The sequence below is a fragment of the Serinibacter salmoneus genome, from assembly GCF_002563925.1.
Lineage (GTDB): Bacteria > Actinomycetota > Actinomycetes > Actinomycetales > Beutenbergiaceae > Serinibacter > Serinibacter salmoneus.
Window position 1 is genome coordinate 2,287,044 of record NZ_PDJD01000001.1, and the last position, 12,682, is coordinate 2,299,725.

Sequence of the window (12,682 nt, forward strand, 5' to 3'; positions counted from 1 at the left end):
GGGCGTACCGAGCCCCGCGGGTGCCGCGGGTCATGGTCGGCCTCGCTCGCCCACCCGCGAACGTGCGCCGTCGCGGATACCTCTGGCGTAGGCCAGCCACGGCGCCGTCGAACCCAGCAACTGACGCCGCCCGCCCTGGAGCAGCACCGCCCATCCCGTCAGGGGCGCCAGCAGCGCCCAGCGCCTGCGCCAGGACGGCGCGAGCCACCGATCGGCGAACAGCATCCGATTGCGGATCGAGTAGTAGTAGTACGTGTCCGACTTGGCGCGGCTCACGGTGGCGCCGCGGTGGGTGGCACCCTCGTCGTGGATCGCGACAACCGACTCCTCCACCTCCAGCCGACCCCCGGCGCGGTGGATCCGGCGTGAGAGATCCACATCCTCCCAGTACAGGAAGTAGCGCGGGTCGAACCCGCCGGAACGCCGCCACAGATCGGATGAGAGCGCGAGGGCGGCTGCGGTCAACCAGGTCATCACCGCGACCCCGTTCGGCACCTCCTCGCGGCGACGCTCGCTGAGCATCTCCCCGCGGTCCAGTCGCAGCAGGATGCGTCCACGCGAGTAACTCGATCCGTCCGGCCTGTGGATCAGCGGTGCGACCGCGACATCCCGCTCCGATCGCACCCGCGCCGCCAGGCGCGCCACGCCGTCGGGGGGAATGGTCAGGTCGGGGTTGAGCAGCACGAGCGCATCGCAGCCGAGCGCGAGAGCGCGGTCTGCGGCGAGGTTGCAGCCACCCCCGAATCCCAGGTTCGCTCCCGGCTCGAGGTACTCCCAGCCGTGCGCCACGCACAGCGCACGAGTGCTGGCCTGCTGCGCCGGGTCCCGGTGGTTCTCCACCACCACGACCGCCGTCGGAGCGCGCGACGGCCCACCGGGTTCCGGTGGCACCGAGTTCGCCAGCGTGGTGCGCAGGAGCGCCGCGGACCCGTAGCTGACCACCAGGATGCCGGTGCGCGCGGCGCTCGAGGCGCTCCTCGGCGCGGTCATCATGGCCCTCACCGCGTCGAGGCGCCGGGGATACCGAGCGACCGGACCTCCCGGAACCACCGCGGCAGCGCGAGGACGAGGAAGACCGCGGACGCCGCCGTGACCGCCGCGTAGCCGGCGAGGAACACCCCGGTGGCGCCGTAGAGGAGGAACAACAGGCACAGCACGCCGTAGTCGGTGGGAAGCACCAGCACGGAGCGCAACCACGGAGCACGCCCGGACGTGGGTGCCCGCGAGACCACGCCGTGCGCTCGTCTGAGTTGTTCGGTGAGGATCATCGCGAAGAACAGCACCGAGGTGACCACGGCGCTGACCACCGGGATGAGTAGCAGCACGTGGTCCGCCCCGGCCCGCAGCAGGCCGACGGCCACGGCCACGGGCAGCGCGACGACCTTGACCGAGTCGACGACGTGGTCGAGCCACTCTCCCGCGGGCGATCCGGTGGCGGTCAGGCGCGCCACCTGGCCATCGGCGGAGTCCCAGGCGTAGCCGAGCACGAGCAGCACACTGACGAGGACCCCCAGCCACCCACTCGGCGCAAGCAGCGCCAGCAGCGCGATCGCGGTGAAGGTGTGCACGGCGGAGACGGCGGTCACCTGGTTCGGGCTCAGCCCCGCCCGGTGCGCCGCGGCGGCCAGCACGCGCCCGAGTCGTCGGTTGACGAAGCGCGAGTACGCCGGGGCGCTACGGGCGGCCCCCTTCTGCGCCGAGCCGAGCCGGGTGAGCACCTCGCGGTAACTCTCCGTCATACGGCGCCCCTCACCGCCTGCCTCGCCTGCAGCCGACGCGCTCGAGGGTGCGGTCCTCCCACCGCGCCTCGGGCCAGGCGACGCGCGAGATCCTCGTACCCGTCGGCCACCCGGTCCCAGTCGTATGCGCGGGCACGCTCACGCAGCCGCTCGCCGCGCTGGAGCGCCCGATCCGGGCGCACCTCCGCGTCCAGCAGCAATGGTGCGATGTCCGCGGCCGAACCGAAGTAGCGGCCCTCCTCGCGCGTCACCTCGCGATTGAACTGAACGTCCCACGAGATGGTCGCGGTGCCCGCGCCGATCGCGCGCAACAACGACGGATTCGTTCCGCCCACGGAGTGGCCGTGCAGGTAGGTCAGGGCGTGGGCGTAGAGCTGGTCGAGCAGCCCCTGGTCCCAGACCCCACCGAGCAGGTGGACTCGCGGATCGTCCCCGGCGATGTCCCGCACCCGCGCCACGTACTCATCGGCGTACGGCGCCGACCCGACGACCACCAACGGCAGTCGCGCCCCACTGCGGACGTACCCCTCGACGATCACGTCGACGTGGTTCTCCGGCTCGAACCTGGCGACCACGAGGTGGAATCCACCGGGTCGCAGGCCGAGGGGGGCTAGCCCCGTGCTGGGCACGTCCGTGAGGATCGGGGCGCCGTAGGAGATCAGCTCGGTGGGGACGCCGTACTCCGCGTCGTAGTAGGAACTGATGCCCTCGGCGTCGGCGATCAGGGCGTCGGACATGCGCACGGCTGCCGTCTCAGCCGCCCGGTAGTACGCCTTCCCGCCCTTGCCCCACTTGGCTCGCTTCCACTCCAGCCCGTCCACGTGGGTGGCGACCGGGATCCGCGCCGCCCGCAGCACGGGCAGGAACGGTGCGTTCGCTGCGTTGAACACGAACGCGGCGTCCATCCGCCGCAGCGCGAGGTGCACAGCGGACAGGGCGGTGTGGCTGAGTGTCTCCAGGGTGCGCATCCGCAGGGCCGGGAGCGTCACGAGGTCCATCCCCCGGTAGCGGCTCATCCGCTCGGCGTTCCCGGTGCGGCAGTACACCCGCACGCGGTGGCCACGAGCCGCCAGGCGGGCGCCCACCTCCTCGACCGCGGTCTCGAAGCCGCCGTAGTGAGCCGGTGCGCCGCGTGTGCCGACCATGGCGATGGAGAGTCCTCCCGTGCCGAGGACGCCGCTCATGACGCCACCGCCTCGTCCCGCACGCCGCGCACCTCGAGCTCACTGGTCAGGAGACTGCGCAGCAGGGTGGAGGAGGTGGACGGGGTGTAGGGCAGGTACACCACGCGTGAGCCGACCTCGGCGAGTTCGGCCTCGAGTCGGTCGCCCTTGGCCGTGCCCTGCCAGTCATCCCCCTTGAAGAGCACGTCGAACGCGGTCCGCCGCCAGGCCTCTCGCTTGTCCTGGGAGACGTCCGGCACCACCTCGTGGACGAACCGCAGGTGTGCCACGAGCTCCATGCGCTCGGCGTGGGGCACCACCGGTGCCCTGCCCTTCATGGCGTGCAGTGACTCGTCCGTGGCCACCCCCACCACCAGCCGGTCGCAGCGCTGGGACGCCGCTCGCAGGATGTTCAGATGCCCGATGTGCAACATGTCGAATCCACCGGGCACATACCCGACGACCGCATGAGTCCGATCCATGACAAAGCCCCCTCGTGATTCGCTCCATACGGTGCGACTCGCTGCCCCCGCAGCCCCGCCTAATCCCCACCGTCGAATCCACCCGCGGCACGAGCGGTCGACGTATGTCCATGTGACAGTATCCGACGCACGAAGGATTGGGAATGATGGAACCGCGCACGGTACGCGCCAAGGCGAAACGCTTCTGGCGCGTTTTCGTCGCGATACATCGGATAACTCGTGACGCGAATACGACAATTGTGGGGGATGGACATGCACCACCAGCGCACGGCAGTCCTGGCGCACCCGTCGCCGGACCGGTACGGATCGGATCTCCAGGCGCTGGAGACCATCAGCGCTCTGGTCGCCCGGGGATGGCGCACGGTCGTCGCGCTCCCGGCCTCGGGGGTCTTCGGTCCACTCGCGCGGGCGCGGGGCGCCGAGACCAGGATCGTCCCGTTCCCCACGGTCAACCGCGCGCTCCTCGCCCCGCGCGCGGCCACGGCGTTCGCCTACCGATCCGCCGGCGCCCTCGGGCCGATCACTCGGGGCCTGCGTCACCTACGACCTGAGGCGGTGCTCGTCAACACGCTCACCGAACCGATCTGGCCGCTCGCCGCGGCGCTGACAGGCGTGCCCTGCCTGGTCCACGTGCACGAGGCGGAGCAGGACGCCGGGCGGCTCGCGCGCACGGCGCTGGCCTCCCAGCTTCTCCTGGCCGACCGGGTCGTGGTGAACAGCGAGGCTGCCGCGAGGGCCCTCACGGAGGTCCTCCCCGGCCTGGACTCGCGCCTGCAACGCATCTACAACGGAGTCCCCGGGCCCGGGTCCCACACCCGCGAGAGTCGCGACCTGACCCGGGGCGGCGCCAGGAGCGCGCACGGGGACCCCGGCGCAGCGCGGATCGCCCTCCTGGGTCGGCTCAGCCCACGCAAGGGCACAGACGTCGCGCTCGAGGCGGTCGCGGCACTGCGGTCCTCGGGCCGCAGGGTGCACCTCGACCTGTACGGAGAGGTCTTCGAGGGCTACGAGTGGTTCGAGGAGCAGTTGCGGCGTAGGGCAGCGCAGCCCGACCTGGCCGGCGCCGTGTCCTTCCACGGCTACGTGAGACCGATATGGAGCGCGCTCTCCGCCAGTGCCCTGGTGATCGTGCCCTCGCGGACCGAGCCGTTCGGGAACGTGGCGGTCGAGGCCATGCTCGCCGGGCGACCGGTCATCGCCTCCCGTGTCCAGGGCCTCGCGGAGATCGTCCGGGACGGCGTCACCGGGCTCCAGGTCACTCCCGGAGACCCCGGGGACCTCGCTCACGCCATCGCCCGCGCCCTGGAGGATCCGGCGTTCGCCGCGCGCCTCGCCGATGCCGGCCGACGCGACGCCAAGGAACGCTTCAGCGTGACGCGGTATCGAACCGAAATTGCCAATGCACTTGAAGCGATCAGTCGCGAGTAGGCACTGCCGAGCCGCTACGAGTCGGCATACTCCTCGAACCGGTACCCCACGCCCGAGGTGAGCATCCCCACACCGCGGGCTGCGACACGCACGCCGCCGGCGCGACGCTGCCGCGAACGCAGCACGACTCCGAGAAGGAGCGACCCGAGGCCTGCGCACAGCCGCGCCACGCCTCCCGCCACCGCACCCGCTCGCGCGCGGAGCACCTCGCGTGGTCCGTGCGCAAGGGCGATCCAGGCACCGCTGGACGCGTTCGCATGGCCGAATGCGCGCCGCACCACCGCGCGGCGGGTGAGCCGGGCAACCGGGCGCACATCGTGGACCCACGCCTCGCGGCACCACACGATCCGCTCCCCGGCCCGCGTCAGCGCCGTCGTGAACAGGGTGTCCTCACCGCCGGCGAGGCCGAGCGACTCCTCGAACCACAGGTCCAGGCCGCGCACCACCCGCAGGTCCAGGAGGAGGTTGTTCGTGGCCGCCGTGGCGACCGCCTCGCCCGTTCGCGTCGACTCCCGATGGGAGCGCGCAAGGAAGCCGCCGTCCCGGATCCACGGGTCGAGCTCGCCAACGAGTACGGTGCGCACGGCTCCCGCCACGGCTGCCACCGGGTCCGCGCCCGCCCTGAGGAAGGTGCCCAGGAGCGCCACGAGCCAGCCCTCCCCGGGGGTCTCGTCGTCGTCGATGAACACCAGGAGGTCCTCGCCCGCGCTCTCGCGCAGGGCACGGTTGCGGGCCGTGGCGATGCCCGGACGAGGCTCACACACGTAGCGTGTCACCTCGGGGTCCGCGGCCCGCAGGACGGCGTCGCGGGCTGCCGCGTCGGGTTCGTTGTCCACCACGAGGACGCCGATGTCCCCGACCTCGGCGGGGAATGCGGCGAGGGCCTGCCTCGCCTGCGCCTCGAGCAGCGGCACGAGCGCCGCGATCTGCTCGTGGCGCCGATGCGTCAGCACCGCGAGCGTCACCCGCAGATCGACTGCGTGATTCTCCCCCATACCCAACCTCTCCCCCGTGCGATCACCGCGGTGCCGACCCTACAGGGGTGGGTAAGGATCAGTCAGGAAGGGGTTCGGCTGTTCCAGGTGTTCTGCGCCGCGAAGAGACCCTCCCGCACGACGTCCTGGACCGCGTCGCCCGCCTCGGCCACCGTGATGGCCCATTCCTCCCGTTCCCGGGAGGGGAAGTCCGACAGGACGAAGTCGGCCGCCTCCTGCCGGCCGGGCGGGCGGCCGACGCCGATGCGTAGCCGGGCGTACTCCTTGGTGCCGAGCGCCTGGGAGATCGACCGCAATCCGTTGTGCCCGCCCTCCCCGCCGCCGCGCTTCAGGCGCAGGGTGTGGGCCGGCAGGTCGAGCTCATCGTGCAGCACCAGGACGCGCTCGGCGGGGATGCCGTAGAACCGGCACAGCGCGGCGACCGGCTTCCCGGAGGTGTTCATGTAGGTAGCGGGCCGGGCCAGGAGCACGCGCGGCCCCGGTGCGCCACCCGGCAGCATGCCGAGCCTGCCGTCGAGCACACCCGCACCCGCCTTGTGGTTGGTCAGGGAGCCACCGATGCGATCCGCGAGGTGCTGCAGCGCCATCGCGCCGACGTTGTGCCGATTCCCCGCGTACTTCGCGCCCGGATTACCGAGCCCGACGATCAGCCAGGTGTCGCTCACCACTCTTCTCCGCTCTCTCCTCGCCCATGCTCGGGCGCGTCCACAGACGCCGACGGCGCCCCGCGCGAGCACGGGGCGCCGTCGGCACTCATCGGGAGGTCAGTCCTGAGAACCGGCCTCGCCGGCCTCGCCCTCGCCGGCCTCGTCCTCGTCCTCGGACTCCTCCTCGCCGCGCGGCGTGGAGACGGAGACCACGATGGTCTCGGGGTCGACGTCGGTCGAGCTGCCCTCGGGCAGGTCCAGGTCGCCCACGCGCACGATCGTGCCGTCCTCCAGGCCCTCCACGGAGACGTGGATGGACTCCGGGATGGCCATCGCGTCGGCCTCGACCGTCAGGGTCTGCAGGTCCAGCGTGTGGATCGTGCCGGGAGCGGACTCGCCCTCGACCACCACATAGACCTCGACGGAGACCTTCTCGCCGCGGCGCACCAGCAGCAGGTCGAGGTGCTCGATCTCCTGGGAGAGCACGTCACGCTGCACGTCCTTGACCAGGGCGAGCTCGCTCTTGCCCTCGAAGGACAGTTCGAGCAGTGCGTTGATGTTGTCCTTGATGATCAGGAAGGTCTCGTGACCCGGCAGGGTGAGGTGCGTGGGCGCCTCACCGTGGCCGTAGAGAACGGCGGGGATCTTGTTGTCGCGGCGGATGCGGCGCGCCGCACCCTTGCCGAACTCGGTGCGCAGGGTGGCGGGGATCTTCTCGGCCATGGTGGCTCCTCCTCAGGGGCGATGTGACAGGGGGCCGACGGCGAGGGGCGGCACGAGGAGGGGCGGGCGGCTCCAGCCGCTCGCCACCGCGTCGATCACGGACCCGAGGATCCCTCGCCGAGGCAACCGCACGAGTATAGCCGACCCTCGGGCGCGCAGCGCTCCCCCGCCGGCGGACTACGGCAGGCGCTCGTTACGCCCGAAGTCCTCCCGCATCCGTGGGCCGAGTCGGGCGAGTTCGGACAGGTACCCCGCGCGCCACTGGCCGTAGGGGTGGGTGGCCAGGGACTCATTGGAGAACCGGCGGTCGTCGGTGAGTTCCGTGACGCAGAACGCCGGGATCTCCAGGTCGGTGACGGGCCCGGAGCGCTCGCACTCGGCGATGATCAACGGAGCGTTCAGTCCCCCGAACACGTCCACGGACCACCCGTCGCCCCCCGCCCACACGGAGTAGCGGGTCTTGACGATCGGCGCGCCGCCACGCCGGATCATCTCCACGGCCACGCCGGGGTCCAGCACGTGTTCCGTCTCGTACCGGGTACCGCCGATCGCGGGCCCCTTCACGGTCACCGTGGCAAGGTCCACCTCGCCCTCGATGTGAGTGAGCGCGTCGAGCGCATCTGTGCCCTCGTCCACCCGCAGGTCGACCCCGCTGGCCTGCACCCGCACCCGCAACGCGTAGCCGGCATCGGCGAGATAGTAGGACTGCACGATCAGGGTCGGGGCGTCGCGCAACTCCTGCGCCAACGCCGTCACCAGGAAGCGCCGCTCGAACTCGAAGTCGCGCACCTGGGCGAGGTGCTCCCGCTCCGCCTCGATGCCGTCGCCGAACTCGCTCATGTGGCCATTGTCACCCGGGCGGCGCCGTCCTGCGGCTCGGCTCGCCCGGAACGCGTCAGGCGTTGCCGTCGAAGAGCGAGGTGACCGACCCCTCGTCGAAGACCTCGCGGATCGCACGCGCGAGCAGGGGCGCGATGGACAGCACCGTGAGGTTCTCGATCCGCTTCTCCCGCGGGATCGGCAGCGTGTCGGTGACGACCACCTCGATGGCGCCGCTCTCGGCCAGCCGCTGGGTGGCGGGGTCGGAGAGCACACCGTGCGTGGCGGCCACCGTCACCGATCGCGCGCCGTTCTCCTTCAGCACGCGGATCGCCTCGGCGATCGTGCCGCCGGTGTCGATCAGGTCGTCCACGAGGACCGCGTCCCGCCCGTCCACCTCGCCCACCACGCGGTTGGCGACCGCCTGGTTCGGGCGCGTGATGTCGCGCGTCTTGTGCACGAAGGCCAACGGAACCCCGCCGAGTTTCGCGGCCCACTGCTCGGCCACCCGGATGCGCCCGGCATCCGGGGAGACGACGGTGACGTTCGTGACGTCCACCCGGGTGCGGACGTAGTCCACCAAAATCGGCATCGCGAACAGGTGGTCCACCGGCCCGTCGAAGAAACCCTGGGTCTGTGCGGCGTGCAGGTCCACCGACATCAGGCGTTCCGCCCCGGCGGTGCGGAACAGGTCCGCCATCAGACGCGCGGAGATCGGCTCGCGGCCGCGGTGCTTCTTGTCCTGCCGGGCGTAGGGGTAGAAGGGCATCACGGCGGTGATCTGCTTGACCGAGGCGCGCTTGAGCGCGTCGACCATCAGCAGGTGCTCCATGATCCACTCGTTCACCGGAGCGGTGTGGCTCTGCAGCACGAAGGCGTCCGCCCCGCGCACGCTCTCGGCGAACCGCACATAGATCTCCCCGGAGGCGAAGTCGTAGGCGGTGGTCGGCACGAGGTCGACGCCGAGCTCCTCCGCGACCCGCTCGGCGAGCTCGGGGTGCGCCCGACCGGAGATGAGAACGAGTCGTCGCTCCCCAAACGAGGTGATGCCGCTCATGCGTCTGTGCCCTTCAGTTCGCCCGGTCAGGCTTGAGGTTCGGTGGTGGGGTCGGTCTCGGCCGGCTGTGCGGGCGGCGCCTGCGCCGTGGCTGCGGCGTCCCGGGCCGCGCGCGCCGAGGCGGACTGCGGTCGGCGACGTTGCACCCAGCCGGGGATGCTGCGCTGTTGCCCCCGGGCCACCGCGAGATCGCCGGGGCCCACGTCGCGGGTCACCACCGAGCCGGCGGCGACGAACGCGCCGTCTGCGACAGTCAGTGGGGCGACCAGCACGGAGTCGGAACCGACGAAGGCGTGCGAGCCGATCTCGGTGTGGTTCTTGGTCTCGCCGTCGTAGTTCGCCACGATCACGCCCGCGCCGATGTTGGTCGACTCACCGATGGTGACATCACCGACGTAACTGAGGTGGGGCACCTTGGTGCCGGCGCCGATGACGGCGTTCTTGGTCTCCACGAACCCGCCGACCTTGGCCCCGGGCCCCACCACGGTTCCGGGGCGCAGGTGCGCGAACGGCCCGACGGACACCCCGGCCTCCAGCACGGCGCCGATCGCGTGCGAGCGCACCACGTGCGCATCCGCCCCCACGCGCACGTCCGTGAGCGTGGAGTCCGGGCCGATCACGGCGCCGCCCTCGGCATGGGTGACCCCGTGCAACTGCACACCGGGCAGCAGGGTGACATCGGCCTCCAGGGTGACCGTGACGTCGATCCACGTCGAGCCGGGGTCCACCACCGTGACACCCTCACGCATCGCGGACTCGAGGGTGCGCCGGTTCAGCTCGGCGCCGAGCGCCGCGAGCTGGACCCGGTCGTTCACGCCCTCCACGCTGATCGCGTCGTCGGTCTCCACGGCCCGGACCGGCCGGGTCTCGCGGGCGATTGCCACCACATCGGTGAGGTAGACCTCACCCTGGGCATTCGCCGTCGCACCCGAGGTGGGGTCGGTCAGTCGCGCCAGGCCGTCGCGCAGCACGTCCGCGTCGAAGGCGTAGACCGAGGTGTTGATCTCGGTGATGGCGCGCTCGGCCTGCGAGGCGTCACGCTCCTCCACGATGCGGGCCAGCAGACCCGTTCCCTCCTCGCGCACGATCCGGCCGTACCCCGTCGGATCCTCGACACGGGTGGTCAGCGCCGTCACGGCATTGCCACCGGCGGCGTGAGCCTCCAGGAGTTGCCCGAGGGTAGCGGAGTCGAGCAGCGGGACGTCCCCGGCGAGTACCAGCACGGGGCCCTCGAGGACCCCGGAAGACTCCAGTGCCTGCATCGCGCACCAGGCGGCGCGCCCGGTGCCCTTGACCTCGTCCTGCCAGGCGATCTCGACAGCGCCGTCGACCTCCTGGGCGTGAGCGGCGACAGCCTCGCCCTGGTGACGGACAACGACGCACAGCCGCTGGGGATCGAGTTCGCGTGCGGTGGCGACCACGTGCCCCAGGAGGGTGCGCCCGCCGATGGCATGCATCACCTTCGGCGTCGCCGACTTCATCCTGGTCCCCTCGCCTGCGGCGAGGACGATCACGGCGGCCGGACGCTGCTGTGTCACGGTGGCTTGCTCCCGGGCTGGTGAGGAAGGGCGGCGGGCGACGACCACTCTAGTGGTTGTTTCCGATGGCGAGCGACCGCTCCGCCCCCAGGATTCGAACCCGGACTGCACGGCACCAAAGGCCGGCGTGCTGCCATTACACCAGGGCGGACCGCACGAGCAGGACCGGGTGGTCCAGCACGCGCACCGGATCGATTGTGCCTCAGTGGGCACAATGGTGTCGTGACCGAGACCCCGCGCGCCCAGGACCCGACCGCCGATGCGCCCACGGTCCGCGCGCGCCCGCGCCGAGCGCAACGGCAACGCATGACTGCCCGGCAGCGGCGCGAACAGTTGCTCGACGTCGGCCGCGCGCTGTTCGCCGAGCGGGGTTTCGCGGCCACCAGCGTGGAGGAGATCGCCGCGCGCGCCGACGTCTCCAAGCCCGTGGTCTACGAGCACTTCGGCGGGAAGGAAGGGATCTACGCCGTCATCGTGGACCGCGAGGTGGAGAAGCTCACCTCGATGCTCACCGACGCTCTCGGCGGCAGTCGCAACCCGAAGATCGTCGTGGAGCAGGCAGCCCTGGCCCTGCTGGACTACATCGAGTCGCACACCGACGGATTCCGCATCCTCGTGCGCGACTCCCCGGTGGCCCAGGCCACCGGCACCTTCTCCTCGCTGATCGGTGACGTCGCCACCCAGGTCGAGCACCTGTTGGCGCGGGAGTTCGCCCGTCGGGACTTCGAGACCTCCAACGCCCCGATGTACTCCCAGATGCTCGTGGGGATGATCGCGCTGACGGGTCAGTGGTGGCTCGAGGCCCGGTCCCCGGACAAGCAGACCGTGGCCGCTCACCTGGTGAACCTCGCCTGGAACGGACTCGCCGGCCTCGACCCCGCGCCGCGGCTCGTGCAACGTGAGTCCGGGGGCTCGGGCGGCTCCACCCCCTGATATCTCGACGTCGAGAGGTTAGGCTCGCCTTGTGATCCAGGACGCCGCCACACCGACCGACGAGGTCGACGCCATCGTGGCGGCCTGGCGCGCACAGCTGCCGGACCTGAAGGGCGAGGGGATGCAGGTCTTCTCCCGGCTGCACCGCCTGGCGAGCCACGTGGAGGAGCAACGCCGCCTCGCGTTCGCGGAGCACGGACTGGCGGCGTGGCAGTTCGACGTACTGGCGGCGCTGCGGCGAGCGGGCGACCCCTTCGAACTGACACCCGGCGCCCTCGTCGCTCAGACGCACGTGTCCTCCGGGACCATGACGCACCGGATCGACCGCCTCGTGGAACGCGAGCTGGTCCTGCGGCGCGGCTCCGAGGGCGATCGCCGCATCGTGCTGGTGCGCCTGACCCCCGCCGGCCGGGTGGCCGCTGACGCCGCCGTGCGCTCCCTGGTGGCGCGGGAACGCACGGTCCTGGCGGCGCTGGGCGCGGACGGGAGCGCGGACCTCGCGCGCCTGCTGCGGCGCCTCCTGGCCCAGTACCCCGACCCCCGTGCCACGAAGGAATCGAGTAGGGAGCGGCCATGACCGACCACCAGCAGGTCCATCTCACGGATCGCCGCGTGCACGTGGACCCGAGCGCCTGGGTCGCGCCGGGTGCCGTGCTCGCCGGCGCGGTACACATCGGCGCCCGCTCCAGCGTGTTCTACGGGGTCGTGCTGCGCGGCGACTGCGAGTCCATCACGATCGGTGAGCGCAGCAACCTGCAGGACGGGGTGGTGGTGCACGTGGACGACGACTACCCCACCGTGGTGGGCGACGACGTCTCGGTAGGGCACCGCGCCGTGCTGCACGGCTGCACCATCGGTGACGGCTGCCTGATCGGGATGAGTTCCACCGTGATGTCCGGAGCCGTGGTGGAACCCGGGGCCATGGTCGCGGCCGGCGCGCTCGTCACACCCGGGAAGGTCATCCCCTCCGGCACGCTCGCGGCCGGTGTGCCCGCCAAGGTGGTGCGAGACCTGACCGAGGCGGAGAAGGCGCACCTGGCCCACAATGCCGCGCACTACCTGGAGATCGCCGAGGAGCACCGCGCGGCGCACGCCGGCTGAGCGGCACCCGGCACCTGACACCCGGCACCTGGCGCCATCCGCCGCCCGCCTACGATG

General features: G+C 71.4%; 14 protein-coding genes and 1 tRNA gene. 4 read left to right on the forward strand and 11 right to left on the reverse strand.

Annotated elements, in window-relative coordinates; genetic code table 11:
• Positions 1-30: 30 nt before the first annotated feature.
• Genes ATL40_RS10200 through ATL40_RS10215 form a run of 4 tightly spaced genes read right to left on the reverse strand, consistent with a single transcriptional unit; the run spans position 31 to position 3,384 of the window.
• Positions 31-990, reverse strand: a complete 960-nt coding sequence (locus tag ATL40_RS10200; protein ID WP_143556939.1) for a glycosyltransferase family 2 protein — start codon at positions 988-990, stop codon at positions 31-33.
• 8 nt (positions 991-998) lie between these two features.
• The gene (locus ATL40_RS10205; RefSeq protein WP_098469442.1) at positions 999-1,739 is read right to left on the reverse strand and encodes a CDP-alcohol phosphatidyltransferase family protein; all 741 of its coding nucleotides are present in this window, start codon (positions 1,737-1,739) and stop codon (positions 999-1,001) included.
• Positions 1,736-2,923, reverse strand: a complete 1,188-nt coding sequence (locus ATL40_RS10210) for a DUF1972 domain-containing protein (RefSeq protein WP_245866990.1) — start codon at positions 2,921-2,923, stop codon at positions 1,736-1,738. The genes ATL40_RS10205 and ATL40_RS10210 overlap by 4 nt, the downstream gene beginning before the upstream one ends.
• Positions 2,920-3,384 carry an FAD synthase family protein gene (locus ATL40_RS10215; RefSeq protein ID WP_098469443.1) on the reverse strand — a complete coding sequence of 155 codons (465 nt, stop codon included), beginning with the start codon at positions 3,382-3,384 and terminating at the stop codon, positions 2,920-2,922. Before ATL40_RS10215 ends, ATL40_RS10210 begins: the two co-directional genes overlap by 4 nt.
• 246 nt (positions 3,385-3,630) lie before the next feature.
• Between ATL40_RS10215 and ATL40_RS10220 the strand changes: the two genes are divergently transcribed.
• Positions 3,631-4,812 (forward strand): glycosyltransferase family 4 protein, encoded by a 1,182-nt coding sequence (locus ATL40_RS10220; RefSeq protein WP_211283100.1) that lies wholly within the window; start codon positions 3,631-3,633, stop codon positions 4,810-4,812.
• Positions 4,813-4,826: 14 nt separating this feature from the next.
• Here the strand turns inward: ATL40_RS10220 and ATL40_RS10225 are convergent, their stop codons facing one another.
• The 7 genes from ATL40_RS10225 to ATL40_RS10255 form a co-directional block, all read right to left on the reverse strand.
• Positions 4,827-5,807, reverse strand: coding sequence for a glycosyltransferase family 2 protein (locus tag ATL40_RS10225; protein WP_098469444.1), 981 nt, complete (start codon positions 5,805-5,807; stop codon positions 4,827-4,829).
• Between the two features lie 62 nt (positions 5,808-5,869).
• On the reverse strand, positions 5,870-6,475 hold the full coding sequence (gene pth, locus ATL40_RS10230) for an aminoacyl-tRNA hydrolase (RefSeq protein WP_425443372.1): 606 nt from the start codon (positions 6,473-6,475) through the stop codon (positions 5,870-5,872).
• Positions 6,476-6,571: 96 nt separating this feature from the next.
• Complete coding sequence (locus ATL40_RS10235; RefSeq protein WP_098469445.1) at positions 6,572-7,177, reverse strand: 50S ribosomal protein L25/general stress protein Ctc; 606 nt, start codon at positions 7,175-7,177, stop codon at positions 6,572-6,574.
• Between the two features lie 177 nt (positions 7,178-7,354).
• Positions 7,355-8,017, reverse strand: coding sequence for a CYTH domain-containing protein (locus ATL40_RS10240; RefSeq protein WP_098469446.1), 663 nt, complete (start codon positions 8,015-8,017; stop codon positions 7,355-7,357).
• 55 nt (positions 8,018-8,072) lie between these two features.
• The gene (locus ATL40_RS10245) at positions 8,073-9,053 is read right to left on the reverse strand and encodes a ribose-phosphate diphosphokinase (RefSeq protein WP_098469447.1); all 981 of its coding nucleotides are present in this window, start codon (positions 9,051-9,053) and stop codon (positions 8,073-8,075) included.
• Positions 9,054-9,079: 26 nt separating this feature from the next.
• Positions 9,080-10,591 carry a bifunctional UDP-N-acetylglucosamine diphosphorylase/glucosamine-1-phosphate N-acetyltransferase GlmU gene (glmU, locus tag ATL40_RS10250; protein ID WP_098469448.1) on the reverse strand — a complete coding sequence of 504 codons (1,512 nt, stop codon included), beginning with the start codon at positions 10,589-10,591 and terminating at the stop codon, positions 9,080-9,082.
• Between the two features lie 79 nt (positions 10,592-10,670).
• Positions 10,671-10,742 (reverse strand) — tRNA-Gln (locus ATL40_RS10255).
• Positions 10,743-10,897: 155 nt separating this feature from the next.
• On the opposite strand from ATL40_RS10255, the gene ATL40_RS10260 reads away from it, so the two are divergent.
• From ATL40_RS10260 to ATL40_RS10270, 3 genes are read left to right on the forward strand one after another with little or no spacing between them, the layout of a single operon-like run.
• Positions 10,898-11,524 carry a TetR/AcrR family transcriptional regulator gene (locus ATL40_RS10260; RefSeq protein ID WP_098470430.1) on the forward strand — a complete coding sequence of 209 codons (627 nt, stop codon included), beginning with the start codon at positions 10,898-10,900 and terminating at the stop codon, positions 11,522-11,524.
• Between the two features lie 31 nt (positions 11,525-11,555).
• Positions 11,556-12,101, forward strand: coding sequence for a MarR family winged helix-turn-helix transcriptional regulator (locus ATL40_RS10265; RefSeq protein ID WP_281254899.1), 546 nt, complete (start codon positions 11,556-11,558; stop codon positions 12,099-12,101).
• On the forward strand, positions 12,098-12,625 hold the full coding sequence (locus tag ATL40_RS10270) for a gamma carbonic anhydrase family protein (RefSeq protein ID WP_098469449.1): 528 nt from the start codon (positions 12,098-12,100) through the stop codon (positions 12,623-12,625). The genes ATL40_RS10265 and ATL40_RS10270 overlap by 4 nt, the downstream gene beginning before the upstream one ends.
• The last annotated feature ends 57 nt before the right edge of the window (positions 12,626-12,682 follow it).

Excerpts from the sequence above, each read along its gene's own strand:
- ATL40_RS10260 (WP_098470430.1), top strand. The coding sequence starts at position 10,898 with ATGACTGCCCGGCAGCGGCGCGAACAGTTGCTCGACGTCGGCCGCGCG.
- ATL40_RS10225 (WP_098469444.1), bottom strand. The coding sequence starts at position 5,807 with ATGGGGGAGAATCACGCAGTCGATCTGCGGGTGACGCTCGCGGTGCTG.
- ATL40_RS10205 (WP_098469442.1), bottom strand. The coding sequence starts at position 1,739 with ATGACGGAGAGTTACCGCGAGGTGCTCACCCGGCTCGGCTCGGCGCAG.
- ATL40_RS10235 (WP_098469445.1), bottom strand. The coding sequence starts at position 7,177 with ATGGCCGAGAAGATCCCCGCCACCCTGCGCACCGAGTTCGGCAAGGGT.
- ATL40_RS10210 (WP_245866990.1), bottom strand. The coding sequence starts at position 2,923 with ATGAGCGGCGTCCTCGGCACGGGAGGACTCTCCATCGCCATGGTCGGC.
- ATL40_RS10220 (WP_211283100.1), top strand. The coding sequence starts at position 3,631 with ATGGACATGCACCACCAGCGCACGGCAGTCCTGGCGCACCCGTCGCCG.
- ATL40_RS10270 (WP_098469449.1), top strand. The coding sequence starts at position 12,098 with ATGACCGACCACCAGCAGGTCCATCTCACGGATCGCCGCGTGCACGTG.
- ATL40_RS10215 (WP_098469443.1), bottom strand. The coding sequence starts at position 3,384 with ATGGATCGGACTCATGCGGTCGTCGGGTATGTGCCCGGTGGATTCGAC.
- ATL40_RS10200 (WP_143556939.1), bottom strand. The coding sequence starts at position 990 with ATGACCGCGCCGAGGAGCGCCTCGAGCGCCGCGCGCACCGGCATCCTG.
- ATL40_RS10240 (WP_098469446.1), bottom strand. The coding sequence starts at position 8,017 with ATGAGCGAGTTCGGCGACGGCATCGAGGCGGAGCGGGAGCACCTCGCC.
- ATL40_RS10245 (WP_098469447.1), bottom strand. The coding sequence starts at position 9,053 with ATGAGCGGCATCACCTCGTTTGGGGAGCGACGACTCGTTCTCATCTCC.